22 protein-coding genes are annotated in these 25,553 nt (G+C 51.5%); 2 read left to right on the plus strand and 20 right to left on the minus strand.

Annotation, left to right across the window (positions count from 1 at the left end):
• Nucleotides 1-46: 46 nt before the first annotated feature.
• The 16 genes from ACOQPM_RS26830 to ACOQPM_RS26905 all read right to left on the minus strand — a co-directional run bounded on the left by ACOQPM_RS26830 (nt 47) and on the right by ACOQPM_RS26905 (nt 17,603).
• Nucleotides 47-685, minus strand: a complete 639-nt coding sequence (locus ACOQPM_RS26830) for a histidine kinase dimerization/phospho-acceptor domain-containing protein (protein WP_420631468.1) — start codon at nt 683-685, stop codon at nt 47-49.
• Nucleotides 678-1,130 carry a D-aminoacyl-tRNA deacylase gene (gene dtd / locus ACOQPM_RS26835; RefSeq protein WP_420631469.1) on the minus strand — a complete coding sequence of 151 codons (453 nt, stop codon included), beginning with the start codon at nt 1,128-1,130 and terminating at the stop codon, nt 678-680. The genes ACOQPM_RS26830 and dtd overlap by 8 nt, the downstream gene beginning before the upstream one ends.
• A 34-nt stretch (nt 1,131-1,164) precedes the next feature.
• On the minus strand, nt 1,165-2,883 hold the full coding sequence (locus tag ACOQPM_RS26840; RefSeq protein WP_420631470.1) for a hypothetical protein: 1,719 nt from the start codon (nt 2,881-2,883) through the stop codon (nt 1,165-1,167).
• 129 nt (nt 2,884-3,012) lie between these two features.
• On the minus strand, nt 3,013-4,989 hold the full coding sequence (locus tag ACOQPM_RS26845; RefSeq protein ID WP_420631471.1) for a DUF2079 domain-containing protein: 1,977 nt from the start codon (nt 4,987-4,989) through the stop codon (nt 3,013-3,015).
• Nucleotides 4,986-6,548: a glycosyltransferase family 39 protein gene (locus ACOQPM_RS26850; protein WP_420631472.1), complete on the minus strand. Its 1,563-nt coding sequence runs from the start codon at nt 6,546-6,548 to the stop codon at nt 4,986-4,988. The genes ACOQPM_RS26845 and ACOQPM_RS26850 overlap by 4 nt, the downstream gene beginning before the upstream one ends.
• Nucleotides 6,545-8,020, minus strand: a complete 1,476-nt coding sequence (locus tag ACOQPM_RS26855) for a glycosyltransferase family 39 protein (protein ID WP_420631473.1) — start codon at nt 8,018-8,020, stop codon at nt 6,545-6,547. Before ACOQPM_RS26855 ends, ACOQPM_RS26850 begins: the two co-directional genes overlap by 4 nt.
• Nucleotides 8,017-9,540 (minus strand): ArnT family glycosyltransferase, encoded by a 1,524-nt coding sequence (locus ACOQPM_RS26860; RefSeq protein WP_420631474.1) that lies wholly within the window; start codon nt 9,538-9,540, stop codon nt 8,017-8,019. The genes ACOQPM_RS26855 and ACOQPM_RS26860 overlap by 4 nt, the downstream gene beginning before the upstream one ends.
• The gene (locus ACOQPM_RS26865) at nt 9,533-11,227 is read right to left on the minus strand and encodes a hypothetical protein (RefSeq protein ID WP_420631475.1); all 1,695 of its coding nucleotides are present in this window, start codon (nt 11,225-11,227) and stop codon (nt 9,533-9,535) included. The genes ACOQPM_RS26860 and ACOQPM_RS26865 overlap by 8 nt, the downstream gene beginning before the upstream one ends.
• Nucleotides 11,211-12,404: a glycosyltransferase family 87 protein gene (locus tag ACOQPM_RS26870; protein ID WP_420631476.1), complete on the minus strand. Its 1,194-nt coding sequence runs from the start codon at nt 12,402-12,404 to the stop codon at nt 11,211-11,213. Before ACOQPM_RS26870 ends, ACOQPM_RS26865 begins: the two co-directional genes overlap by 17 nt.
• 265 nt (nt 12,405-12,669) lie before the next feature.
• The gene (locus ACOQPM_RS26875; protein ID WP_420631477.1) at nt 12,670-13,314 is read right to left on the minus strand and encodes a CpsD/CapB family tyrosine-protein kinase; all 645 of its coding nucleotides are present in this window, start codon (nt 13,312-13,314) and stop codon (nt 12,670-12,672) included.
• 123 nt (nt 13,315-13,437) lie between these two features.
• Complete coding sequence (locus ACOQPM_RS26880) at nt 13,438-14,088, minus strand: YveK family protein (RefSeq protein ID WP_420631478.1); 651 nt, start codon at nt 14,086-14,088, stop codon at nt 13,438-13,440.
• 74 nt (nt 14,089-14,162) lie between these two features.
• Entirely contained in the window at nt 14,163-14,840 is a 678-nt protein-coding gene (locus tag ACOQPM_RS26885; RefSeq protein ID WP_420631479.1) for a hypothetical protein, read from the minus strand.
• A 10-nt stretch (nt 14,841-14,850) separates the two neighbouring features.
• Nucleotides 14,851-15,954: a glycosyltransferase gene (locus ACOQPM_RS26890; RefSeq protein ID WP_420631480.1), complete on the minus strand. Its 1,104-nt coding sequence runs from the start codon at nt 15,952-15,954 to the stop codon at nt 14,851-14,853.
• A 2-nt stretch (nt 15,955-15,956) separates the two neighbouring features.
• On the minus strand, nt 15,957-16,631 hold the full coding sequence (locus ACOQPM_RS26895) for a PspA/IM30 family protein (protein WP_420631481.1): 675 nt from the start codon (nt 16,629-16,631) through the stop codon (nt 15,957-15,959).
• A gap of 134 nt (nt 16,632-16,765) precedes the next feature.
• Entirely contained in the window at nt 16,766-17,005 is a 240-nt protein-coding gene (locus ACOQPM_RS26900; RefSeq protein ID WP_420631482.1) for a PspC domain-containing protein, read from the minus strand.
• A 73-nt stretch (nt 17,006-17,078) separates the two neighbouring features.
• On the minus strand, nt 17,079-17,603 hold the full coding sequence (locus ACOQPM_RS26905) for a LiaI-LiaF-like domain-containing protein (protein ID WP_420631483.1): 525 nt from the start codon (nt 17,601-17,603) through the stop codon (nt 17,079-17,081).
• A 296-nt stretch (nt 17,604-17,899) separates the two neighbouring features.
• Between ACOQPM_RS26905 and ACOQPM_RS26910 the strand changes: the two genes are divergently transcribed.
• On the plus strand, nt 17,900-18,829 hold the full coding sequence (locus ACOQPM_RS26910; RefSeq protein ID WP_420631484.1) for a D-2-hydroxyacid dehydrogenase: 930 nt from the start codon (nt 17,900-17,902) through the stop codon (nt 18,827-18,829).
• A gap of 165 nt (nt 18,830-18,994) precedes the next feature.
• On the opposite strand, the gene ACOQPM_RS26915 is transcribed toward ACOQPM_RS26910, so the two are convergent.
• Both ACOQPM_RS26915 and ACOQPM_RS26920 read right to left on the minus strand, forming a co-directional pair.
• A complete protein-coding gene (locus tag ACOQPM_RS26915) occupies nt 18,995-20,749 on the minus strand; it encodes a hypothetical protein (protein ID WP_420631485.1) in 1,755 nt (584 codons plus the stop codon).
• A 606-nt stretch (nt 20,750-21,355) separates the two neighbouring features.
• Entirely contained in the window at nt 21,356-22,174 is an 819-nt protein-coding gene (locus ACOQPM_RS26920) for a class I SAM-dependent methyltransferase (RefSeq protein ID WP_420631486.1), read from the minus strand.
• Nucleotides 22,175-22,215: 41 nt separating this feature from the next.
• Between ACOQPM_RS26920 and ACOQPM_RS26925 the strand changes: the two genes are divergently transcribed.
• Entirely contained in the window at nt 22,216-22,827 is a 612-nt protein-coding gene (locus ACOQPM_RS26925) for a class I SAM-dependent methyltransferase (RefSeq protein ID WP_420631487.1), read from the plus strand.
• Here the strand turns inward: ACOQPM_RS26925 and ACOQPM_RS26930 are convergent.
• Nucleotides 22,824-23,366 (minus strand): hypothetical protein, encoded by a 543-nt coding sequence (locus ACOQPM_RS26930; protein WP_420631488.1) that lies wholly within the window; start codon nt 23,364-23,366, stop codon nt 22,824-22,826. The two genes, ACOQPM_RS26925 and ACOQPM_RS26930, sit on opposite strands and share 4 nt — an antisense overlap.
• 103 nt (nt 23,367-23,469) lie before the next feature.
• Nucleotides 23,470-25,515, minus strand: coding sequence for a DsbA family protein (locus ACOQPM_RS26935; RefSeq protein ID WP_420631489.1), 2,046 nt, complete (start codon nt 25,513-25,515; stop codon nt 23,470-23,472).
• Nucleotides 25,516-25,553: the final 38 nt, after the last annotated feature.

A 25,553-nucleotide genomic window follows, 5' to 3' on the forward strand; every position in this document is an offset into this window, starting at 1 on the left:
CGATTTTCCAGATTTTTACCTCGTTTTGGGCAAAAACGCGATATTTTTAATCTTTAGACGTGGTGTGGGGGATGGTGAAGGTGAACTGTTTACGGCCGTTTTCAACTGTACTTGCCAGCGTGCCGTCATGCAGCTGCACAATTTCGCTAGCCAGATTGGTTAGGGTTTGGGCAAAGATGTGCGCGGGCATCTGGCTACTGATGCTGAACCGAACTTGATCAGGTTTTGCAATGACTTGAATGGTTGGAGGTGGTGGGGCTATGGTTTCAGGCTGTTGCTTTGTGTCACCAGCAGCAAGCAGAGCCAACAAAGCGGCTAGAACATGGGGGTGGCAATACACAATCGGATCGCTGTTGGTACTAAAGATGACCTCTTCAATTTCGTAGCTGTTGCGTAACGTTTTCTTGGTGTTTGCCAGAAGTTCTGATAGCTGCACAGCTTCCAGTTCAGATTGCCTAAAGGCAACTTCCCAAAACAGCGAGAGCCGATTGCTTTGGTCTAAAATGCGAACGACGGAGCGGTTGATAATTTCCAGGAAAACGCGCTGATCTTTGGTGAGCGGGTCGCTGAGGTCTTGCAGCAAAATGGTGGCGGCGGAGCGAATATTGCCCAACGGCGTACGCAAATCGTGGTTGATGGCGTGCAATAACTGTTCTAGTTGGACGTTTTGGTCAGATTCAGCCATTCGCCGCGTCTCTCTCTAGCATGAGGGTCACGGGGCCATCATTTTGGATGTTCACCTGCATCATCGCCCCAAATTGGCCGGTGGCAACCATGAGCCCGGATTGGCGTAGACGTTCACAAAAATAATCCACTAATGGTTCAGCTTGTTGGGGGCGGGCAGCGGCGGTGAAGGACGGCCGTCTTCCCTTTCTCGCATCTCCGTACAGCGTAAATTGAGACACAACCAGCACGCTACCTGCCACCTCTGCCAAACTGAGGTTCATTTTGCTTGCCTCGTCTTCAAACAGGCGCAGCCCGGCAATTTTGTTGGCCAGCCAGTCGGCCTCGGCAGTGGTGTCGCTGTGGGTGACGCCCAGCAAAATGACAAAGCCGCGATCAATTTGGCCGATGATACGGTCGTCTACGGTGACATTGGCAGAAGAAACTCTCTGAAGTAAAGCACGCATTGCGAATGATTTTAGGTGAAATGGGAGGATTCGTCTATGGCAATACGGAAAATATGGTGATGGATTTGTTTTGGTAGATGGGGGTGAGGTAAACGGCCGTTTCTGGAGCAAAATCGCCCAATTCTTGTTCACAGGGACCGTACCAGATGGTGTCAATGCCAAATTCATGAAGCAAATTTTGTCGCCAAGTGTCGCTGGTTGAGGCGTTGAAGAATTGATTAACGGCCGTTTCCTTCCCCACAAAATCCACCGTCTCTGCCCAATGGCCCAACATAACCCGCTGCCCTGTCTGTGCCGCTACAAGGTTCCCGGTTTGGTAGCTGCCGAGCACGACGGCCGTACCCTCACCGTTTTCGCGTAGCCAATTCACCGTTTCTATCTCCGCCGCTGGCCGGAAGAATAAATCTGCCTGAGTGAAAGCGGCAATGCGGCTTACATCCAGCCAAAGGTAGATGTTGGAGAGGCTCATTCCTAGCAGGAAAACTGCGATGATGAAGCGGCGCAGTTTGGCGGTTTCGTAGCGGGGGTAGGTGATGATTTTTTGCCAGAGACGGCCGTTTTGCCAACGGGGCAGCACCACCCGCACAAATCCGGCAGCAGCCAATACCGCTAGCGGCACATGTACGCCCTGGATAAAGCGTCGCTGCGGGTTCAGTGGCGAATAAAGCAGCAGTGTCGCCGTCAAAATCCACACCCACAAGATGGTGAAAAGCGGCCGTTTTTCAGGCCGTTGCCACCAAAACAAACCGGCTAGCAGCAGCATTGGCCCAAAAGCGACCAGGTAATGAGGCCACGGTGCAGCAGGCGTGCCTGCCTGGGCGTCCCACAGCCGGAATACCTCATTGCTGCGCCAAACGGAGAGGTAGTAAAGGTAGAGCGGCGCGGGAATAAGGAACATCGTGGCGATTTGCCAGCCCACGCGCCACAAAATTTGGCGTTGCTGCCAAAGCAGATGGATGTAGATGAGTACGGCCGTTCCCGCCACAATGTAAATTAAAAATGGATATGCCACTCCCAGCACTATATTTGCCAACCCAGCCAGTACTGCCCAGCCCCAAAGCTTTCGATTTTCTTTAGCCACAGATTTCGCAGATTGGCGCAGATTTTTTTCTTCGTGGCTTTGCGATTTTGCATGAGACAATTGGCTGCCAATTTTTCGTAAGATCAAGACGTCGAACAAAATAACGGCCGTTCCCACCGAAATGTGCGGAAAAGTGAGTGCCGTAAAAAAGAGATGTGCTCCCGGCTGCTTAAAATCAACGGGGAACGCGCCCAGCCAATAATTTTGCCCCAATACAAAGAGCAGCCAGCCGAGCCCGGAGCCATAAATTGCTAGCAAATAGGCTGCCCAACGGCTTCGTCTATCTGGTAAAAAAGCGGCAACAAAGCGGAACGTGATAAGGAAAAGGAGGATGCTGGCGACGAAGCGGCTACCGTGCCAGACGGCCGTTAACGACACACCCAATCCCCGTGCCAACTGCCCCAGCCAGACGTAAAAAACACCCACGCCCGCCGCCGCATGTGGCTCCGGCGTAAAAGGAATGGTGTATAGCCAAGCGCCATCGAACCCTTGCAGCATTTTGGCCCAGTAAGTTTGGGCATCCTCCGGATTCATGATGAGCTGCATGTAAACCAGATCATCTGGGGCGAGCAGGTTGCCCAGCCAGTACGGAATCAGGCCGAGAACGGCCGTGGCCACCGCCACGCCTGCTGCCAGCAACCACTCTTTTTGCGAAATTTTTATCACAGCCATAAGTTTACAATCGTCATTCCCGCGAAGGCGGGAATCCATCGCCATTATCTGCTTGTTCCTACGCTCTGTGTCCTATTGGACGCAGAGCGTCGCCAAACTCATTCCACGCAGAGCGTGGAACAAGAATTGTCAAGGAAATGTAATTGTGCTAACCACCGCCGCTTCACCTATGCGGCTGCGCTCGTCTGTGCCGGCACCAAAAATGTGATCTGCGTCGTACCAGCCCACGGTTAGCTCATAGCTGCCGCTTGGTGCGTTGGCTGGCAGTTCAAATTCAAATGATTCAGTAAGGATTTGCCCGACCTGCCAATTTTGGGGCGGCTCCAAAACGGAAGCAGGCAAGTGAACCAGGCGCGTATGGGGCAATCCCACAATGTGAGTGACGGCAAAGCGATTGGGAGCCTCGGCTAGCGGCGTTGTGAGCTGCCAGGTAGCCTTGATGCGATAGCGATTTGATCCAACGGCGGCAACGGTGTAATCGAGTAGGACAATTTCGTTAAAAGTGGCAAGTGGGGTTGTTTGGTGGGAAACGGCCGCTTCGGCTGCACTCAGTGTGGGCGTAACCAACCCATCACCCTCTCGCCCAAAAAGCAGCAGTCCATCCTGCATGGCCAGCAGCTTAAAATCCGACTGAGCCAACAGGGTGCGAATGGTTTCGTGTTCGTAGCCAGCCCCACCTTCAAAGATGCGCTCCGTTTCCGCCGGATCGGCCAGGGCAGCATCGTACAGTGCATCCACCACCACAAATTCCACCTGTGGCAGCAGCTCTAGCAGCGGACGGCCGTCTATGTAATTGGTTAGATACAATACCTCCCGATTTGCTAACCGCACCGCCGAAAGCTGCTCGGCTGCTAGCGGAACGGCATCTGGCACATTGGCGGCCAGCCACTCAGCTTTGAAGCTGTCTCGCGGAATAATGCCAAAGCGCGTGCTGCTCAAGCCCTGATCCAATGCCGGGCGATCCAGGTAAAACTGTGGGCTGATCGGCGTGTCTATGAACGCCAGATTGAATACCAACACCATGAACAGCGTCAGCCGCAGCCGTCCTTGCCAGGCTGGTTTTTTTCCCTCTGGGATTGGATCATTTAGTTGCTTGGCTGCGCCGAAGAGAACGGCCGTTGCCAAAAACGGTGCTGCCAGTGCATAGTGATGGGTGCGATAGCTGAATGATGGTCCGAAATCGCTGCTGAGTAGAGCTGGAATCACCGTGACGGCCACAGGCAGCAGCCACAGCGGAGCGCGCCAGCCCAGCAGCAGCAGCGCAGGCATCAGCACAATGATTGCATGAACCAGCCGCAGCGTAATTGTTTGCCCAATAAATGCAAAATTGAAGCGGCTGGTTAGATACCCAATGGTACTGGATTGCACATTCACCGCTTGAGCGACTTCGGCGGCAGGTGGGGCAAAGGCCGCACGGATGGCAAAGAAGGCGATGAGACCATAGCCAATCGCTGCCAGGCTTGTGGTCAAGCCCACACGCCGCTCGCCTTGTAGCCAAAGCACCGCGCCGAGCGCCGCCAGGGGAGCCGCTACGTAAAATTTGCAGCTTAGGGCAACAGCTAGCCAAATGGCATAGCTACGCCACGCTTTCCTGTCGGCGGCTTCGATGGCAAAGAGCAAAAAGGGTGCAGCCAGGGGGTCTGCATGGAATTCGGCGAGTACGGCCGTTTGCGCCACCGGGTAAAACAGATAAATTGCGCTTAACACCAGTGCGTAAGCGGGGTTGCCCAGTTTGCGATTTGCCAACCGGTACAGCGGAATACCCCCCAGCGCATACAGAAATGCCTGAATGACAAGCAGCGTTTGCGGTGTGGGGAATAAGGCATAAATCGGGGCAATGGCGAAGTAAATGAGCTCCACATTCCGTGCCAGGCGGCTAATGGCAATGCCTTGCCCGGTGAACACCAACGGTAGTCCCTCCGTTACGCTCCAGATGGCCTGGCTCATCGCCCCCAAATCAAAATATTTGCTGTTAAAGCCAGCAAATTTTGCCAGGCTTAAATAGCTCATCTCAGCAAAAACAAACAAAATTAAGCCAACCAGTACAAGCGTTGGCCATCGTTTTGAACTGTTCGTGGAAGATGATTTTTCTAGCATTCTGTTCATTCGCTTTGTTCCAAAAGAAGGTATAGCGTAAGCCTTACCCCAGGCAACCGGATTTGCTCTAGCTGTTGAGCGCGAGTGATGAGCCATCTATGAGTTACCGTTTGATCGGTGCTGGTGACCTCGCTGTTTCGCACATCGGGGAAGCCGTGTGGGTCAAAGTTATAAAACTGTTCGGCGTGCCAGACCAGGTTGTGGTGTTTAGCTGCAAATGCTAGCTGCTGGTTCATTGTCTCGGCAAACAGCGGGGTGATTTCATCGGTTTCTGGTGGCGGAATTTGTACGAAGGTGACGCGGCCGTTTCCATAGTAACTTACTGGCAGCAATATATCTTTATGCCCAATGACAACGGCCGTTTCTGGACTGATGGCCTCCATTTGATCAAACGCGGTTTGCCAACCGCTGCGGGCGTAGGCGGGGTTGTCTACCTGCTGCCACAGTGCCAAACTAGAGATTACCGTGATCAGCAATAGTGCCAACTCCAAGAGCGGCAGTTGCCTGCGCCACCTTTGCCAGCCCAGAGCCGCCAGCAGGAGGAACGGTGGCAAACTTATAATCAGGTACCGATCATGGTAAATCGAGAAACCCGTGGTGGGTAACAAGCCATTTTCCAAAGAGATCAAAAAAGTGAAGGTGAGTGGCAATACAAACCAGATAAGCAGCAGGCGGGCATGTAGCGTTTTTGGCGACAACGGCCATTGCTCACCGTCCACGCTCTTCTTTTTCCTCAAAAAATGAAGGCTGCTGCCAATGCCAATGAGAAATACAGCGGTGCAAAGGGCTGTTAGCCAGCTACTGCGCCCCAGGCCAAACCCAGCGGCAAACACGGTGAGCGTCTGGGGCAGGTCAGACCATTGGATAAGATTGATCCAGCCGGGCACAGCCGCACTATAACCACTGGTTCGGGTTGTTACTAGGTAAGCCCACGGAGCAAAAGCTGCGCCCACGACTAGTATAGCCATAAACCAACTGGTCGTCTGGCGGCGGATTTGCCGCATGTGCAGCACAAAAAAGATGTAATGGATGAGCACCACAAAGAATGCAAAATAGTGAGTGTACAAAGCGGCCGTTATTGCCAAGCCATACAGCAGCCACAGACGGAAGCTGTTCTTTTGCAGCAGCCGCAGCAGGGCGAGATGTGCCAGCAACAGCAAAGCTGGCAGCAAAGCATACATCCGCACTTCCTGCGAATACCAGATGTGAAAAGGTGAAATTGCCAACAAAAAGGCAGCGAGTCGCCCCAATTTCACACCATTTAGCCGTCGGCCAATTTGGTAAAGTAAAGCGACGCTTACTGTGCCTAAATAGACAGAAAAGAGTCGGAGAATGAACGGTTCGGTGCCGATTTTGCTCCAGAAGCGCATTAGCCAATAATAGAATGGTACCTGATCACGAATGCCAATTAGGCCAGCAAACATTTCTTCCAGCGGCATGGTGGCACGTTCCCAAGTTTTTAGCTCATCCCACCACAAACTTTGGCTATCCAGCCCAGCCAGCCGCAGCGCAAAGGCCAGCAGCAAGATGCACACCAGGGGAAGCAACGGCCGTTTCTGCCAACTCATTTGGTACCCTGCTCAAATAAGAAGATGCGAATGCCGCCGATTTCCTGCTCATCCAGCAGGGTGTGGCTGGCGGCGATGGCATCGTACTGAGTTTGCTGCCACTCAATGCTGTGTTCCAGCGCAACGATGGCCCAGAAACGGCCGTTTGCCACCGTTTCCAAATCTGCCAAAGAGTACACTTGCCCACCCAGCGCGGTATAAACGGCCGTTGGCTTCCGTGGGTCGGGGTCGCCTGCTAGCACACCTTGATTAAGCTGCGGCGCATAGCGCAGCGCTGGCAGGTAAGAGCCGTCGCTGGTGTGCAAAACCAGATCCTCTGGCTGGGCATTCTCCACGATGTGATTGGTTGCGCTCCGGTACGGTGGCTTAACCATTGGCCCCAGGTGGTAGCTAATGGTACCAATCACCATGAGCAAAGTTGCCAATCCGGTAAGGTAGGGCAGGGGCGACTGGCGGCGGGTGACGCCCCACGCTAGCAAAATAATGAGAAATGGGGCAGCGGCGGCTAAGGTGCGTTCTGGCAAGAAGTACGGCCGTACCACATACACTCCCAGCGGTACGCCCAGCACACAGATGATGATCAACAGCGTCAGCCGCAGCCCGGACGAGATTTGGCTACGCTCGATTTTGCGTAGCTCCATCAAAAAAATGATGCCGTAGGCAAAGAAGCTGAACAGAATTAGGCCGCTATACCAAAAGCTGCTAGACATGCCAAACAGCAGAAAAACGGGTGCAGTGATGGGTTTGAGCGGGTTAAAGTTGGTAGCTTGCTGCAACGGCCGTAAACTGCCCAGCGCGGGGTCTGCTTCAGCCAGCATCAGATTTAGCCAGGGGACAAAGCAGATAAGAATAACGGCCGTCATCGCCACCGTTGTCCAAAAGGCACGCTTGTTTTGCCCATAATTCAGTAGCGCGTGGAGCCCAACGCCTGCCAGTGCCAAAAAAGCAAAGAGATGTGTGTACACTGCCAGCAAAAACAAGCCACCAGCCGCCAGCCACCGGTCGCTGCTCTGCTTTTGCCGTGCCTGGGTGTAAGCGGCCGTGCCACCCACCACCAGTAGCATCAGCAAGGTATACATTCGCAGTTCATGGCTGTACAAAATGTGGAAGGGGGAAACGGCCGTTAGCGCAGCAGCAGTTGTGGAGACGGTGCGATTCTTAAAAAATTGCTGACTCAAAATATAAATTGCGGGGATGAGGAGGATGCCGAAGAGGGTGCTGAGGAGCTTGACGGCCGTATCCGAGTTGGGAATTAGCTTTAGCCAAAAATGGAGCAGGAAATAATAAAGCGGCGGGTGACTGGATTGCACCGTGTTGTTAGCAATTTGCGCCACTGGCAACCCAGCCGCCAAATAACTAATTGCCTCATCCAGCCACAAGCTATCCCGATCCAGATTGAGCAAGCGTAAAACAGCCCCCAATACAATCAGAAACCCAAGTTGCAGTCGGGAATTTTTGAAAACGGCCGTCATTTCCGTGCGTAAACCTCAATTTTTTGCTCGGTACGGTTAAAAACCGTAATTAGCTCAAAGTTTTCATCTAAGTAGGATTGAAACAGTTCAAAGTCTATTAGCTTAATGAGCTGGTGTGGTGTACCTCCGGCGACATGCACTAATACAAGCTCGGTTTGGGTTTCCTCCATCTGTTTAATTAGCAATTCACCTGTAACAATACCGCCACCAATCCGACCCCCAGCAATGATAGAGGCTTCGTAAATTGACTCCCGTTCTGCGTGAAAGTTCAAACTCGCATAATCAGAAACGACGATGTCGTTTGGAGCAGTATGATCTTGTATGAAATGTGCGAGAGCAATAGTGTCATTTTCTTGACGCACGAGTCGCCTGTAGATGTTAGGAAATGTAACAATGGATCCGAAAATTATAGTGACTACAACAAGTACACTAATGATTGGGTTGGCGTTTTTGTTGCTCGAAGAAATTTTGTTAAAAAAGCCCTTCAGTTGCAAAGCGAGTATCAAAGAGAGCGTTGGGGCTAGAAACATAAAATAGCGAGGAAAAATTGGGCGTGTGATGAAGATAAAGAGCAACGGGACTATTAACTGCGTATTTACAATTGCATTTTCTGGGAAACCTATGTTCGATTCTCCAGAACGACGATTCATAATGAGCAATGGTAAGATGAACAAAAAGACCATATTGACAAGAATAAAGCTGAGATAGGTGGAAACTGTTATGATCATTTGATCCAGAATTGTTTTTTCTTGTCCCAGACTGAGATGCTGATTGAATACCTCCTGATAATAGAAGCCAAGCTGACTGTACAAGAGTAGAGATACACCGCCGCTCACCAGTAGAAAAGGTATGGAAAAAGCAATTCCGTTACGCAGATGTTCTTGCCATTGCTGTGGTTGCTTGATGAATAGATACAAAAAAAAGAACACCAGCCCAATAACGGGGAAAATGCCAAACAGTTTCGTTAAAACAGCGATTCCGTAAGCCACGCCAGCCGCCGCCCAATACGGCCGTTTCCCCAGCTTCACCGCCAGCAAAACAAATCCCAACCCAAATAGCTCCCAGGCAAACATCATGGGGTCAGGCCGATACAGCCGTGCTTGCTCATAAATAAGTCCGCTGGTTAGCGTGACGCCTAGCGTCAATACGGCCGTAGGCACATCCCATAGCTGCTTAACAACAAATCCCAGGAAGATGGCACCCGCTAAAACCTGAATGGCTGAGGCAAGTCGAACGTACCCAACGGCCGTTACGGAATCTTCCGATAAGTTCAATAAGGATTGCCCAATTGTCAAGAAAAGCGGCTGTTGCTCGGCAACAAAATCAATGCCAGGCTGTTTGCCTATTGATAATTGCCATACTTCATACAAATCAGTCCCTTCATCATCATGAATAAGCCAGCCGGAGATATTGAATAGGTACAAACCTACAAAAGCGGCTGCTATTATCACAAAGAACCAGGGTGAATCTTTCTGAGTTTTGTTGGGCAGGTGAAGCTGATTATGTTCTAGATTATTCATCAATTAATCCTGTATTGTAGGCAAGTAAAAACGAATCTTCATAAATTAGCGGTAGCTGTAGATAATCGCGCCACAAATCTTCATCCTCTATCAAGGTCTTATCAATAATGAGAAATCCAATTTGGTTTGCGGTTAGCTGTTGGATGGCAGCTTCTGGATTATTCGGCAACTCAACCGGATCAAGACCTGCTGTGCCGGCTCGCAAAAGCGGATTTTCTTCAATGAACTGCTGTTTGGCGTCGCTGCCGCGGGCAACCATGCCGTTGATCATGGGGTGCTGGTGATAGGTCTGATAAAACATGTAACGCTTATTTTCTTGGCGACCGATGGGCAAGATAGCAAGTGCAATATCGTCGGGAACATCTTTCAAATGATCAGTGTAAAAAGCGGACGTGTGGCTCGATCTGTGTGGGAATGATATGGTCGTATAGTCAACAAATATCGCCAGACCAATCAAAAAAAATGCCAACATCGTGACGGTTCGTGATTTGTTAAGCAGCTGACGGAACCCGACCCAGCCATAAGCTACAATAATCGCCCAGCCCATCGTGAAAAGAATCATCATCCGGTACATTTGCCGCAAAACGGCCGCAACGGGCAGCGTCCAGGGAAGTGTGATTTTTAAGCTAAAGCCCACAAACGCCGGAACCGGCCCGATTGCAAATAAAAAAATTACAAGCAGGAAAACAAACCATAACCGAGATTGTTGCCTTTGCTTATTTAGCGCAATCATTGCCAAATAAAACGGAGCTATGCCTAAATACATGCCCCTTTTTACCCAAGTTTCAACAACATACGAGGGCAAAAATCCTGAATCTGCGCTTCTTTCTAACCACCAGGTTGGTAGAAAAATCGAAATGATATCAGTACCTATTGATTGATTTGGGTCAAGAAGATAGGTGTTGCCGTTAGTGGTAGAAAAAGCTGATTGAATTTGTGGCCAAACAAGTGGCAAGATAAGCAATCCACTTAGCCCGACAAATGAAAACAAGATTCGGAGAGAGGGGCGAGGGTATGCTTTAGCTACCCAAAAGTAAACCGTCAAAATCCCCAGCCAGAAAACCATCAAAATAATCAGAACGGTGCTGGTAGCTGCCCCTAGAAAAACAAAAAGGGCCGCCCAGATAGCAAACTTCACACTATCTTCCTGCACGGCTCGAATAAAAAACAAAGTGATCCAGGGGAAACACCAAACGCTAACAAAGTTGGGGTGCGTGCTTTGATAAAGATTTTGGGAATTAAATGCAAATACAATGCCTGCCAGAATGCCAGCCGTTGTTGATTTGGTTTGGTATTTAGCCAGTTGATACATGCTCAATCCAGCTAGAACATAATTAAGCAACACGGTAAGATTATGAGCAGGTAACTCGCCTAGAAACGGCCGTAATCCCAAAGTCACCAGCGTATTCAAATGGCTAAAACTGTGAAAGGTCAAATCTGCACCCAGAGGTGCAAAAATCATATCTGTCTGCCACAGTGATGTGCCAGGGTCTGCTAGCGCACGCGCTGTCCACCAGTTGGCCCAGACGCTAATGTAAGCGTCATTGTCATCACCAACAATGACCCCATTTAGATCAGTGACAATGTTCCAGGCGGCGATGGTGGTAAGCAGCATAAAAAGTAGCAGTACCCAAAGCGATTCGTGGCGACGAAAAGACTGCAAAGTCAAATTACGTAATTGTGTCATGCCCAACTGGAGATTCTGAAAGTGAATAATAGATAAAAATGGCAGCGACAAATAGAGGAACCAGAACTGTAAACGTATCGCTGGCGCGGTTTTCGGCTAGCCAGAAGGTGCCCCAGGGGAGAATGAACACCGTTAGCAGCCAAACAAGTGCAGCAATGCCCCGCTGCTTGATTGCCAAATAGATAAGAGTGCAAGGGATGAGCAGCAGAAGATGTTCATAAACCCAGGCGTAGGGCGTGGTGAGTATGGAGGCAATGAGCGCCAGGGGCATCACTTCGGTTTCGGTAAGCCTTTGGTTGCGGAAGATGATGAGGCCGAGGACGGCCGTTACCACCGCCACAAAAATCAATCCTAAAACTGCCCCCCATTCCGGCAAAATTTCATAAGCCAAACCCCAAACAGTGGGGGTGATGGCCGTGACTTCTGTTTTGCCTGTGACGTTGAGCCATTCAGAAAGCCAACCTGGCAACACCAGCCAGCTAATGGCAAACATAGCCAGGCCACCCGTTGCTGCCCCGGCAATGATTTGCCAGCGCCGCCGCCACAGCAGCCACAGGCCAAAGGCGGGTACAAACAGCACAAATGGATTTGGCTTGATAATGACAAAAGCAAGAATAATGCCCGCTAAGAACGGCCGTTCCCGACGCACCAACCACAAAAACAACGCCAACAGAAAAAAGAGCAAAAAGGTTATCTGCCCATTATTCATGCTTACCAGCACGGCGCGGTAAGTAAAGGTGAAGAGCGCCACCAAAGCAAATTCTGCCACGGGCAATGGCTTGGAATAGTAGGCGTTAATCAGCAAAAACATGCCGCCGCCCAACACGCATAGCGAAAACGCCAGCCATGCCGCTGCCGCCCAGCCTAAATCCAGAGCCGCAAAAGGCAGCACCAGCATCAGCGTCCACAAAGGGAACGGGGCGCGATCATCTGGCATCCAGGTGCTACCCAGCTCTGCCCGCAGTGGGTTCCACACCGCCGGATCATATGGATCCAAGCCGCGCAAAATGGCTTTGCCGCCGGCAAACAGGCTCATGAAATCCCGGTTGTTATACCGTGCGGGCCCAGTGAGCATCTCGTACATCCCCCACGTTAGCAGGCCAAAAACGACGATGATGAACAAAATCACCAATCCTTTTTGCTGGGATTTATTTTTGGGAGCTTCGAGCGTAGCCATGGCCTTCACTTTAGCGCAACATTCCAGATTGCGGCATAGGTGATTTGGTTTATAAAATATGCTTTTTGGGCGGCGGACACAGTGTAAAGATGGATGCTTAAAGCATGATGTACCAACTATCTGACGGTTAAAATTACTATGTTCTGGTGCAACGCCTGCGAAAATGTAGCATATCCCCACCGTAAACGAAAAATCCCAGGCACTGCCGCACCTGGGACACGATTTTCACCTGTTCATTAAGCGTCGGCAGAACGCAGTCACCGTGCTATCCATAATATGCTTCCATTGAACTGTCCATCGGTGCATTGGTGAGCGTGGCACCAATAATATTGACTCGCGCCTTCTCTAGAATCTCTTTGGCGCGTTCGGCATGGTCGCGGCGGGTTTTGCCTGCGCTGAGTACCAGCAGCACACCATCCACTTTAGCTCCCAAAACGGCCGCATCCGTCACCGCATTCACTGGAGGGGCATCAAACAGGATAATTTCCACTTTTTCTTGCAGCTGGGCAATAAGCTGATCTACCTGCGGCGTGCCTAAAATATCTGCCGGGTTGGGGGGCTTGGTGCCAGAACTGAGTAGCCACAGGTTTTCAACGGCCGTTTCCTGTAAGGTCGGTTCATCGTTGTGCAGAATGGCATCCGTAAAGCCGGGTTCTGCCTTGAGAGTGAAGAGGGTGTGCAGAGACGGCCGTCTCAAATCGCAATCCACCAAAGCAGTTTTACGGCCGCTTTGCGCCATCGTCACGGCTAAATTAGCCACCGTGCTGCTTTTGCCTTCTCCCATCACTGGCGACGTAACCACCAGTGAACGCAGGGGGGCTTCCAGACTATAAAAAGATAGATTTGTCCGCAGTGTGCGAAACGCTTCACTCAACGGCGAACGCGGGTTTGTAATTGTGACTAAATTCATAACTCACCAAACTTTTCATGTTTCATGGGCGAGGCAGGTGGTACCTGGATCGTTTGCTTGACAAGGGTTTTGTCCACCAGCCTCACCCCTACTTTTCACTGACTACTGATTACTGGATACCGTTCACTGTCCCGGAATTCGCCCGACCACCGGAATTTCCAGATATCGCTCAACATCCTCGGCGCGACGCACCACGCCAGACTCAACCCATTCCAGCAGGAAGATGACAATAATCCCCAGCAGTGCGCCGAACACGCCGCCTGCGGCCGTATTCACCTCAACATTTGGGCTAACCCCCACCACTTTTGGATCGTCCTGGAACTCGATGGTGATGCGATCTTCCTGCCGATTTTTGTCATTTTCTGCATTTTGCCACTGGATGAGCAAATTGCCCCAGGTGCGGGCAATGTCGTTGCCCAAATCTGGATCGGTATTTTCCACATTGAGCTGAACAACCAATCCCAATCGGTCAGAGGCGACAGTCACATCCCCCAGCAGCGCATTTGCCTCCATATCTAGCTGCAAAATGTTAATTACTTCCTGCGCCCGGTAGCTGCTGTTGAGCCACTGCTCGTAATTACCCAGCAGCTCCCGCGCTGCCTGCGATTGACCAAAATCAGTGCGTGCGGGGCGCACCAGCAACTTCAGGCTGGATTCATACACGGTTGACTGAATGCGGCTAAAGCCAAAGGCTGCCCCAGCCGTCAGGATGGCCAGCAAAATGATGATCCAACCCCGCTGGCGCAATATTCTAAAATAATCAGTTAATGCCATAGTTATTGTCCATTTGTGGATAAAATATTGCGTATTTCGTATTGCGTAAAAATGGCTTCTACGCAATAAGTCGTTTATTTTTTCCTGGGAATTTCGCCCAAAATGGCAAATCCCATTGCTTCTGCTTCCTGGCGGCTGCGAATGGTGGGGTCTACATATTCCACCAGCAACGCTAGCCCCAGCCCTGCGGCAAGGCCAATGGCCAGCCTTAGTGGAAGATCTAGCAGGCTGCGTAAACTGCGTGACACAGGGGTGACGACGGGTTCATCGAGCAGGGTGAGCACGGCCGTTTCTCCACCAAGTTGGGGCAAAGCATCTGCATTTTGCTCACGCAGCACCGTGATGGCGGCATTCATAATGTGCGCCAGCGTTTCCGCATCGCCATGTTGAACAGAAAGCTGGAGCTTGCTGCGAACATTTTCTGCCACTACGCTAAAGCTGTGTGGTGGAACCTCTAGACCTTCTTCGGCTAGCTGGGTGGACACGGCCGTCTTAAAACTGCCACTCACCGCCCAATCTGTCAGCCCATTGACGACGTATTCTGAACCAAGCCAATTGTAGTACCGTTCTTCATCTTCCAAATCCGCGCTAGATGTGGGCGGTTGGGCAACGATGAAGTTCACCCCGACATTGAACCCCGGCGCAGGTGGCGGCTGGTAGGTAACAATACTAAATAGCCCCACCACCAACGGCGGAATCAGCACCAGCAGCCATCGCCGCCTAAAAATTGCAAAAAACGTTCGTAATTCCATAAAAAGACCTCTACTTGCTCTGTGGTGATGTGGAGGCCATCTTCTCTGTCACCAAAGCCTGAATTTGGGCTTTGAAATGCGTCACATCGAACTGCTCGGCGTGTTGGCGAATGCGCTGCGGATTTACGCTATCTGCGTCAAAATTCTCAACCACATGGATGATAGCAGCAACCGATTGCTCTGCAAACAAAGTGCCGGTAACCCCTTCGACGACGGTTTCCAGGGTACCACCAGCCGCATAGGCAATCACTGGTCTTCCCGCCGCCATTGCCTGGATGGGCGCAATGCCAAAATCCTCTTCACCGGGGAACATGAAGGCACGGCATTTGGCCAGCAGCGACGGTAGTTCATCATCCGGCACGTAGCCCAAAAATTGGATCGTGGGGCCAGCTAGTGCTTCCAGCCGCTCTCTGTCTCGCCCCGTGCCGGCAATGCGAAGCGGCCGTTTCATTTTGTTAAACGCCTCAATTAGCAAATCTATGCGCCGGTACGGAACCAATCGCCCCACCAGCAAATAATAATCCTCAACATCGCTGCAAGGCGCAAAGCGGGCCGCGTCCACCGGCGGGTAGATAATATCGGATTCTCGCCGATACACTTTTGCGATTCGCCGACGGACTTCCTGCGAAATTGCCACGAAATGGTCCACGCGATCCGCCGCCAGCCGATCCCATTGGCGCAGCCTGGTTAAAAATGGGGGCAGGATAGCTCGCGTTATCCTGCCAAGTTGCTCCTGTTCAGCATACTGTTGGTAACGCCACACGTACCGCGTGGGCGTGAGACAATAACAGATATGCACCGTCTCTGGCCCGGTGATGACGCCATGACAAAAGCCACTCTTGTTGCTGATCACCAAATCGAAACCGCGCAAATCATGCTGCTCAAAAGAATATGGGTAGAGGGGGAAATAAAGCTGCTGCTTGCGGTGAGAGAAGGGCAGCTTGTTGATGAAATTGGTGCGAATGTCCCAATTTTGCCAATGGGTGGGCATTCGGTCGGGGGCATAAAGCGAGGTGTAGATGGGCGCGTCTGGAAACATAGCTACCAATGCTTCCAGCACATCTTCTGCCCCCCCGATTTGATTCATCCAATCATGAACCAGCGCGACCTTCATGTTTAGATGCCTAAACGGTTCATGCGCTCGGCTAGCGCGGCTTCAACTTCCAGGCTTTGCATGGCATCGTTTAGCTGGTTGTCCAAGCTGCTGGCTTGCACTTCCCAGGCGGCATCGGCATGATCCAGGCGGCTGCGGATGTTTTCGGCGGCAGTGGCGACTTCGCTATCTCCCTGGCTCATCAATGAATCCAGCGAGCGCATTGCTTTGGCCGAGATTTCTTTTGATTTGGCTAACTGTAGCAAAAATCCCAGCTCCTGGCGCTCTTGCTTGGCAATGGCTAGTCGTCCTTCCAGCTTTACCTTCACGTCGTCCAGCTTTTCTAGCGCAGAAATCTGTTTTTCTAGAGAGGCATCGTAGGTTTTTATCAGTTCCATGGCCGACATGAACTGTTTTTGTGTCACCATAGCTTCGGTGCGCTTGCCCTGGCGCAAAAAATTGTCAATTGCAATGTCGAATTTGGCGGCTTCATCGGCCAGTTTTTCTCGGCGGCGGCGGGACGTTTTCACCTGGGCAAACATGGGGGCAATGGTTTGTTTAAACTCTTCCAGTTCGCGTTCTGCCTGGCGAATGTATTCGTCGTAGACGGCAAGGTCGCTTTTTTGCAGGGCTTTGTCGGCTGCTTCGTGCAGTTTTGCCCGAAATAAGGTTCTGAATTTTTGTAGTAGTGAGGCCATGCCGAGGATTATACTGAGTTAGGAGAGGGAGAGGCAAAAAAACGGCCGTTTCCCATGAATATTGGTGGAAACGGCCGTTTTCGAGGGTTGTCCGGTGTCAGGAGATGAAATTACCAGACGGACTCAGCTAGTAGCTAGTTGATGACGATTTCTTCCTCGTCAAAAGCGTTTGCTTTGGCAACTGGCTCTCCATCAGTGGGCATCAGAACCCACAAAATCAGGTAAGCCAGAACACCATGCCCGCCACCCAGCGCCAGCAAAACAAATACCAGGCGCACAATAACGGGGTCAATGTTTAGGTAGTTGGCGATACCGCTGCACACACCACCAATCATCTCATCATGGGAATTGCGAACTAATCGTTTGTCACTCATTTCTAAATACCTCCACACAGTTGTGTTTATTAACAAAATTGTTTGAAAACTCTATGCACATCATTACGTGGAACTATTCAAAAGGTTTCAGGTCACTTTTTTTCGTTGCGCGTCGGGGAAGCAGTTGCCATAGTCCCAGCCCAATGAGCAATAGTGGCCAGTAGCGACCAATGTCGCCAAAGCCAGTGAAAAACGCCCCAAAAATTATAAACAACACGCTGCTGATCAAAATCAGGCGACTCCCTTCGCGCCAGGAACGCCGCCGTTCATGGCCTAGCGTGCCTGCAACAAGCAGGCCAATACCAACAAATCCCGGAATGAGTGCCCACACGTAAGACCAGCTAGACCAGGCATTGGTTAGATTTTGCACGTACAAAATACTGCCAATACCGGTAACAATGCTGCCCGGAATAGCAAGCTCAGGCGTGCCAAACAGTGCGCTCAGGAGCAACAAAACACCCACCGCCACCACGATGAGGGGCCACTGTTGGCTCATGTCAAAGTTTGGCGCAATGCCAGGAAAGAGTTGCGCCAGTAAAAACAGGACACCAACTACAATGAGAATGGTGCCGATGATGATAGAACTTTGCTTGTGCATAAAAAGTACCTCCGGGACGAGAACGCGGGTAAACAATCAGATGGAATTTAGCGCGTTTGTCATATTATTTGATGTCTCAGTGACTGTAAAGACACATTTTGTGCCATAGACAGCACATCTGCCTTCTTTTTCCTCTAAGCTACTATTACGCAAAGCGGCGGTAATTGGTCGCGCTGAGTATACCCGATGGCGGCTTTGTGCTACACTCAACGGCCGTTATGAGAAAATTGTTATTAACTGCACCCTTTCCAGTTTCGGCCCATTTGGCGGATAAACTTCAGGCCGTGTCGCCAGATTTGAGTATTGAACAACGTACTTTGCCAAACGGCCGTTGGCCAGCCGACTGGACCACCGATGCCGAAATCTACTACGCCCACGGCCAGGTCCCACCGCTAGCACAGGCACCCAACCTGCAGTGGGTGCAAACCCATTATGCAGGCGTAGACAGCCTGGTAAGAAGTGAAGTTTGGCAAAGCGACATCCTGATTTCTACCGCCAGCGGCGTCCACGCGGCCAATATGGCCCAATACGCCCTGGCCCAAATTTTGGTATGGGCTCACCGCGTCCCCAACTGGTTTAAATACAAGCAGACCCAAGCCTGGTCAGACAATCGCTGGGACACCTTCGTGCCGCAAGAGCTAAAAGGCAAAACGTTGGGCATTTTGGGGTACGGCAGCATTGGGCGAGAGCTAGCTCGCTTAGCCAAACCATTTGGCCTTGAAATATTGGTAACCAAGCAAAACGCCAGGCAGTTGGCAGATACAGGGTACATCTTCCCTGGGCAGGGCGACCCCAACGGTGAATTGCCAGATCGTGTCTATCCCAGTGAAGCCACTCGCTCAATGGTGGCCGAGTGCGATTTTGTGGTGATCACGCTGCCCCTAACCCAGAGAACGCGCTACCTTTTTGATGAAGCGATGCTGAAAGCGATGAAGCCAACGGCCTTTTTGGTCAATGTGGGGCGTGGCCCCATAATCAAAGAAGATGATTTGGCTCGCGGGTTAAAAAAAGGCTGGTTAGCTGGGGCAGGATTGGATGTGTTTGAGCAGGAACCTTTACCCAAAGAGAGTCCACTGTGGGAACTGGACAATATTATCATGACACCTCACGTTAGCGGATTCACCCCACACTATGATGAACGAGCCACCGATATTTTTGCCGAAAATTTGCGCCGCTATCTGGCCGGTGAGCCACTGCTAAACCTCGTTGACAGAGACAAGGGATAATCGCCTTGATTTAATTCCGCAACCTCCCAAACCAAATATGAAAAGAGCCTCGGTATGCGCCGAGGCTCCTTAGATCATGTTTTGTCGGTAAAGAAGTTGAACTTTTTATATCAACACCAGATTACTTCTTCGACAAAAAGTTCAACTTCTAGCGTCACAAAAAGGTTAGTTGGGGAACTTGAGCCAGCGTTCGCCTGCCGGGATGAGTGGCGTACCGCCACTTTGAATGGGCGTGCCGTCTACACTGAGGGCATCCCAGCCGTCACGCTCTGTGCTGCCGCGATAGGCTGCTTTACAGGCTGTTTGACCACAGTTGCCTACGGGGAACTGCTCGAACCGGGTTGGTACACAGTCCAGACCTGGGGCAGTACATCCTTCAACAATGTCGCCGTACCGGTTGGTGTAGCCGTGGAAAGTGAAAGCGCCATTGCGTGCGCCGTCTTCATCGTATTGGCTGCCGTCCATCACGGTGGGTACGGCAATCCAGGCGCGGAAGAGGGCTTGGGCGGTGTTGTCGTTGCCACCTGGGTTGGTTTGTGGGTTACAGTTGAACAGCATGGTCTCAGGGTCTACACACCAGAAGTGTGTTTGCCGGTCGGGGTGCGGAATGCTGGCGTTAGCTGGGTTGGTCATACCGACAGATTCACCTTGCAGCATGTGCAGGCCATAGCCAACCATGATGCGCTGTTCACAGTTCGGGTCGCCATCCAGGCAGTTGAAGACGTTGCCTTCGGATTGCCAGGAGTCTAGGCTGTTGGCGTTGCCGTTGGGATGGATGCGGTACGGTGCTGCCTCTGGCGGGCCAAACTGACCAAAGTTGCCAAACTGTGGGTTGTCGGTGGGCAGCGGTTGCAAGATGCCACGTTCTGGCCAGTTGAGACGGCCGAAATCAATCCAGCCACCACCGCTACCAAAACCACAGCCAGCAAACTCAGCTGGGAACTGGTTAATATTGTCGCGGGTTAGCGGGTAGAACTGACCATTGATGGTACGGCCGTATGCACCAACAGACCCATTAAACTGCATCTGAGAAGCACCTTCTGGTGTACAGGCAATGCCTTCTGCATAGATGCTGTGGAAGCGGGTTAATGCACCCATCTCGCCACCAATTTGGTGTGTTTGCACCCGGAAAGAGTCGAAACATTGGCTACCAAGAAGTAGCGATTGGTCGCAAATTTCCAAGCCATTGGTGAAGTGATGCCACGCATACCCTTCATGCTTGCCGGAATTCTCTGTGGCCGTACCTTCAACGTAAGCCTCAAATGCTTCGCCAGAGCCGGCGTAGGTTTGCCAGGGATAAGAAAGCTCGCCGCCAGCAAAAGTGTAATATTCGGTGCCAAAGATATGATCAACCTCATGTGGGTCTTGTTTGTGTTCATGATCCCAATGGCAGCCATATTCGTAATTCCAGATACCGTGCCAGGCGCGGTCATCGTGGGCGACACCAATATCTTCACAGGCTGGTGCGCCAGCAAAGGGCTGAATGTTGCCACCAGGTGGCGGTGGAGGCGAGGTCGGTTCTGGTGGTGGGCTGGTAGGCTCCGGCGGGGGATTTGTCGGTTCTGGCGGTGGGTTGGTTGGCTCTGGTGGTGGATTTGTCGGTTCCGGTGGCGGGTTGGTTGGTTCAATTGGCGGTTGGGTTGGTTGCGGGTTGTCAGAACCGTTACAGATGACGTTGACCTCATTGCGGGATAGTCGTTGTACCTGAACGCCTCGGCCATCACAGGCGATCTCGGCATTGTCGCCGCCCATCAAGCTTACATTAAAGGATTGTGCCCAGGCAGAAACTGCCACGATGAGTACCGTGAAAAAGATAATGCCAATCACCATGAGGCGCGTTTTGGATTTTAAACCAGATAGATTTGCTTTTTCGGCTCCCGGAACAGGTCGCCGTTCTTGCGATGTTTTTTGCTTATTCATGCTCTGCTCCATTTGTCCCAGTATTATTTGGGATGGTCTTCTTCAATCCGAGGACCTATTCTCTAGGCAATCAGATATCGAAATGTGTCACTTCCTCTTATTTTTATTTGGATGGCAGCCCCATAAGCTTCTTCACGACTTTGGGGGGCTGCCATCCAGCTTCCTATTGCTTCTTCACTTCTTCAAGCTAAGTTAAAGCTTATTGCGGTAAGCTGCTAGCAGTGCGGCTTGTCCAGTTTGATTTGTCTCGCATCACCTCCATTTTTTATTTACCCGCGTATTTTCTGTTTTGTATGGGGCATGATGATTTGTGTGATGTGAATGCGTTATGTCAAATCCGCGTGCAGTTACGCTGGCACTATAGCCATGCGCCAAGATGAGGTGAATAGGAAAAAAAGCATAGTACGGCCGTCCTGAATAGTCGCAGATACAATAAATTTTTAGGGTATTTTTATGAAATTGGGGTCAAAAAGGGGGTAATTTGGGCATTTTTGGGCAGCATTCAACCTACGGGCCAAAAATTACGGAATTTCTTACGATTTCATTTCTTCACGCTGCTTTCACATGGAAACGGCCGTTCTTATCTGCGATTCATGTTGCAGAGCGTCAAAACTCCAGTTTGAAAGAAAGTTGCTGGGCTTCGGCTGGCGTAGGCTTCTGGGCGCGAATGCAGTAAGAGAGGCCGCCCAGGTTTTTACTGCTTCGTACCCGATACCCAGCCTGTTCTAACCGTTTATGCCAGTAGGGGGCTGTGGGCAGGCTGAATCCGGTTACACCGCGAATAAGCCAGTTGGTTTGGCTACGAACCGACTCAGCTATGAGCAGCTGTCCGCGTGGCTTTAAAATGCGATACGCTTCCTTTAATAAGGCGGCACGATCTCCTTCTTGCCAAAATTCGCCAGCTACATGGCAGAGCATCACGGTATTTACACTTTCATCAGGCAGGGGAAGTAGGCTGAGATTGCCTTCAAGCCAGCTAAGGCGCGGATCATTGGGGGGCGGCGACTGCTGGGCGCGCCAGCGCACCAACCACGGGCTTACTGTCCATTGCGGGTTGTAAATGTCAATTACAATCACCTGGCCGGTGGTGAGCCGCCGAGAGAGTCCAATAGCGGGTATTTGCAGGCCGAGATCAATGTAAGCAAACTGTTCGGTGGCGGGCAGCTGCCCCATGTCAAAAAGCACATGGTGGGGTGTAATGCCATCAAAATCGTATCGCTGCCGCGCCTCCCAGATGCCAACGATGATGAAGTAGATTAAAATGAGCAAAACGGCCGTTGCCAACGGAATAAAAGAAAGCCAACCACGCAACGCACTCACCCCAATGACAATGAGCGCGGCAACCACGCCCAAGTAAAGCAACACAAAGCGAGGCCAATTGGCTAAAATGTAGGTGCGAGTTCCATTGAAACGGCCGTTAGACATAGTTGGATAGTATACCCAAAATCAAATTGAAGGATGAACAAATGGATGAAGCGTTGCAAGAAGCCCTGGAGCGATTTACAGAGCGGTACGCCAATGGAGAGGTGCCGTGGGATGATGCGCTGCCGCCGCCAGAAGTGCAGGCATTAGCCTCCAGCTTGCCGCCGGGGCGGGCGCTGGATTTAGGATGTGGCTACGGCCGTACCGCTATCTATTTGGCTCAGAACGGTTGGCGGGTGGATGCTATTGATTTTGTACCTGAGGCAATTACCGAGGCCAAAAAGCGGGCTGCGGAGGCAAATGTGGCCGGAAAAATCCAGTTTCACGTCGGTTCTGTGGCCGATTTGGATTTTTTGACAGAGCGTTACGATTTGGCAATTGATATAGGCTGTATGCATGCGCTCACGCAGCCGCAGCAGCAAGCGTACCGGGATGGCTTGCTCAGACTGCTAAATTCTAGTGCGCCTTACCTACTGTTTGCTCGTTTGCAAGAGCCACAGGGTGCGGAGGATGAAGAAGATGCACGCTTTCAAGGTTTGCTAGAGGAAGATATTTTGGCGTTGTTTACAGAATTTAAGCTGCAAAGAAGTGAATTGGGCGTTACGGAGGGCAGTGACTATCGGTGGCGTTCTGGTTGGTTTTGGTATGAACGTTAGTGCGGTTCATGGCGGCGGGGCCACCAGGTGAGGATGGTGCTGCCGTCTGTAAAGCCGAGGGGCACAAACGCACCCAAGAACAGCACAACGAAATTTTCCCAGAAGGCAAAAGAGGCGAGTGCGGAAGCGATGGTGCGCTCTGACGGGATGAGGACTAGCAAAATACCGGCGATTATAGCCAGTAATAAGCTGGCAATGGGGCCACCCAGTGCGCGCCAAATGTGAATATTGGCATGGAGAGGCGGTTCATTCTTGGGGTAGACACTGGACATCAGCACATACCAGCTCATGATCTTTTCCATCGGGTAGCCAGCGTGGCGGGCAGCGGCGGCATGACCTAGATGATGGCATAAGTCGCTGATCCAGTGCAGCAGCACGGCCGTTCCCCCCACAATAATTGCCTCAACCAGCGAAAAATTTAGCCAGAGAACGGCTGCACCCGAAAAAATTAGCCACAGCAACCCGGAAAGCAACAACGAATTGAGCCGAAACCAAATCTCAATTCCTGCAATATTCCCAAGATGCCAACGCTTTTTCATTTGACTTCCACTCTCAACAAAACTTCAAAAGTCTTGTAAGTAACTTGGCTAACAACAAAGGTGGTCGAGACTTTTGAAGTTTGCCCTACGTAATTTGCGCTATTTATTCGCCGACCTCTTCCATTAAAAAGGCAATTGCGTCTACAAAGGTGCCGTAAGGCTGCGCCCCGGATAAAAAGTAGCCATTGAGGAAGAAAGCAGGCGTGCCGCTCACGCCATAGCTAAATCCTTCATCCAAATCGGCAAAAATTTCTACATCATAGGTGCCATTGGCTACACAGGCGGCAAACTGTTCCTCGTCCAGCCCCATCTCGGCAGCGAACTGGTTGAAGATGGCTTCTGGGTTGGGACGGCCGTTCCAATCACCCTGTCTGGCAAAAAGCGTACCGTGCATCTCCAGGAAGGCCCCCTGGTCACCCGCACAGCGGGCAGCGTTAGCCGCCAGCACCGCATCGGGATGGAGCTGCGTAAGCGGAAAATCTTTAAACACGTAGTAAACCAGACCTGTGTCAATGTAATCCTCTTTTAGCTGCAAAAAGGTTTGCTCATAGTGGCGGCTACAGTACGGGCATTGGAAATCAGTATATTCAATGATGGTGACAGGGGCATTGGGATCGCCAATGGCGTAAGCGCCGTCAATGGGAATGTCTACTGGGCCTTCAGGGGGTTGTGGTCGTGCTTCTTGCGTTGCTTGCGCCTGAGCCTGAGCATACGCCTGCTGCATTTGGGCTTCTAACCTGGCTTCTAATTCCCCATTTTCGATCAGCTCCGCCACGCCGTCGAACACATTGTAAGGTAGCGCGCCGCGTAGCGGGTAGCCGTTCATGTAGAAAGTGGGGGTGCTGCTAACGCCCAGGGCAAAGGATTCTTGTTGATTAGCCAGCACGCGCTCGCGCTGCTCACCTAGCTCAATACAGCTCACCAGAGCGTCGCTGTCCAGTCCAATATCATCTGCCAACTGAATGAAGAAACCGACAGCGGCCGTTTCGCCACTGCCGCCCCACAATGCCTGATTAGCAAAGACGACATCGTGCATCTCTTTGTACGCTTCTTGCTCACCAGCACAGCGAACGGCCGTTGCCGCTACAATCGCCTCCGGGTGAATATTATCCAGCGGCAAATCCTTAATGGCGTAAAAAACTCGGCCGCTTTCAATCATCTCCGCAAACACTGTGGGGAAGGTTTCCATGGCATACTGCTGGCAGAACGGGCATTGGTAATCGGTAAACTCCACAATCTGCACAGGTGCATTGGGGTCACCTGCCGACCAGGCTACGTTTTCTGGCTCCACGGGGATGGGAACCGGGGTGGGAACGGCAAATTCGGGCGGAAGTTCGCTGCTGCTGGGTGCTTCGGCGACAATGCTTTCACCACTGAGCACCAGCGCAATCGCTTCATTGAATGTAGAGAGCGGTTGGGCACCAATGAAAGGCTGCTCGTTGATAAAGAAGCTAGGCGTGCTGCTAACGCCGCGCGACAAGCCAAGCTGGTAATCAGCCTTAACGTCCTCGATATATTTTCCGGTTTCCAGGCAGTTGGTAAAGCTGTCCATTTCCAAACCGAGCGTTTCGCCGTAGCTGGCAAAAACGGTGTTGGCCTGATTGTGGCTCCATACGCCGATGTCGGCAAAGAGTAGGTCGTGCATTTCCCAGTAGGATATGGCGCTTTGCTCCCCAGCGCAGCGGGCGGCGTTGGCCGCTGCTTCTGCTTGTGGATGGCTACTCAGCGGGAAATCGTAGAAAACGAGTAAGACGTCGCCGTTGGCAATTTGGTTACTATTGATGGAAGGAAAGGTTTGCTCAGAAAAACGGCCGCAAAACGGACATTGAAAATCAGAAAACTCTTCGATGACGACGGGCGCACTGGGATTGCCACGATACGGCCGTCCCTCTTCCGTAAAGCCCACCTCGATGCCGTCGGCGTCATACTCAACTGAGTCTGCGACCACGTTGATGGCTGGATTGCTGTTGGCAACGGCCGTTTCTCCTTCAGCGTCGCCAAATTGCAGGAGCGAGCTACCGTCTCGCGGCAGCAATTCATCAGATGGGGCATTGTTGGTAACGATTGGATTTGCGTCGGCTGCGCCACAGGCAGCCAGGAGCAAAATGAGGCCTGATAGCCACCATAGTTTTTTTGTTGAATAAGGCATGAAACGAAACTCCGTTTTATTCTAGGGTAAGCAGATAA

The sequence above is a fragment of the Candidatus Leptofilum sp. genome, from assembly GCF_965223525.1.
Classification (GTDB): Bacteria; Chloroflexota; Anaerolineae; order Promineifilales; family Promineifilaceae; genus Leptofilum.

Excerpts from the sequence above, each read along its gene's own strand:
- ACOQPM_RS26830 (WP_420631468.1), bottom strand. The coding sequence starts at position 685 with ATGGCTGAATCTGACCAAAACGTCCAACTAGAACAGTTATTGCACGCC.
- dtd (WP_420631469.1), bottom strand. The coding sequence starts at position 1,130 with ATGCGTGCTTTACTTCAGAGAGTTTCTTCTGCCAATGTCACCGTAGAC.
- ACOQPM_RS26840 (WP_420631470.1), bottom strand. The coding sequence starts at position 2,883 with ATGGCTGTGATAAAAATTTCGCAAAAAGAGTGGTTGCTGGCAGCAGGC.
- ACOQPM_RS26845 (WP_420631471.1), bottom strand. The coding sequence starts at position 4,989 with ATGAACAGAATGCTAGAAAAATCATCTTCCACGAACAGTTCAAAACGA.
- ACOQPM_RS26850 (WP_420631472.1), bottom strand. The coding sequence starts at position 6,548 with ATGAGTTGGCAGAAACGGCCGTTGCTTCCCCTGGTGTGCATCTTGCTG.
- ACOQPM_RS26855 (WP_420631473.1), bottom strand. The coding sequence starts at position 8,020 with ATGACGGCCGTTTTCAAAAATTCCCGACTGCAACTTGGGTTTCTGATT.
- ACOQPM_RS26860 (WP_420631474.1), bottom strand. The coding sequence starts at position 9,540 with ATGAATAATCTAGAACATAATCAGCTTCACCTGCCCAACAAAACTCAG.
- ACOQPM_RS26865 (WP_420631475.1), bottom strand. The coding sequence starts at position 11,227 with ATGACACAATTACGTAATTTGACTTTGCAGTCTTTTCGTCGCCACGAA.
- ACOQPM_RS26870 (WP_420631476.1), bottom strand. The coding sequence starts at position 12,404 with ATGGCTACGCTCGAAGCTCCCAAAAATAAATCCCAGCAAAAAGGATTG.
- ACOQPM_RS26875 (WP_420631477.1), bottom strand. The coding sequence starts at position 13,314 with ATGAATTTAGTCACAATTACAAACCCGCGTTCGCCGTTGAGTGAAGCG.
- ACOQPM_RS26880 (WP_420631478.1), bottom strand. The coding sequence starts at position 14,088 with ATGGCATTAACTGATTATTTTAGAATATTGCGCCAGCGGGGTTGGATC.
- ACOQPM_RS26885 (WP_420631479.1), bottom strand. The coding sequence starts at position 14,840 with ATGGAATTACGAACGTTTTTTGCAATTTTTAGGCGGCGATGGCTGCTG.
- ACOQPM_RS26890 (WP_420631480.1), bottom strand. The coding sequence starts at position 15,954 with ATGAAGGTCGCGCTGGTTCATGATTGGATGAATCAAATCGGGGGGGCA.
- ACOQPM_RS26895 (WP_420631481.1), bottom strand. The coding sequence starts at position 16,631 with ATGGCCTCACTACTACAAAAATTCAGAACCTTATTTCGGGCAAAACTG.
- ACOQPM_RS26900 (WP_420631482.1), bottom strand. The coding sequence starts at position 17,005 with ATGAGTGACAAACGATTAGTTCGCAATTCCCATGATGAGATGATTGGT.
- ACOQPM_RS26905 (WP_420631483.1), bottom strand. The coding sequence starts at position 17,603 with ATGCACAAGCAAAGTTCTATCATCATCGGCACCATTCTCATTGTAGTT.
- ACOQPM_RS26915 (WP_420631485.1), bottom strand. The coding sequence starts at position 20,749 with ATGAATAAGCAAAAAACATCGCAAGAACGGCGACCTGTTCCGGGAGCC.
- ACOQPM_RS26920 (WP_420631486.1), bottom strand. The coding sequence starts at position 22,174 with ATGTCTAACGGCCGTTTCAATGGAACTCGCACCTACATTTTAGCCAAT.
- ACOQPM_RS26925 (WP_420631487.1), top strand. The coding sequence starts at position 22,216 with ATGGATGAAGCGTTGCAAGAAGCCCTGGAGCGATTTACAGAGCGGTAC.
- ACOQPM_RS26930 (WP_420631488.1), bottom strand. The coding sequence starts at position 23,366 with ATGAAAAAGCGTTGGCATCTTGGGAATATTGCAGGAATTGAGATTTGG.
- ACOQPM_RS26935 (WP_420631489.1), bottom strand. The coding sequence starts at position 25,515 with ATGCCTTATTCAACAAAAAAACTATGGTGGCTATCAGGCCTCATTTTG.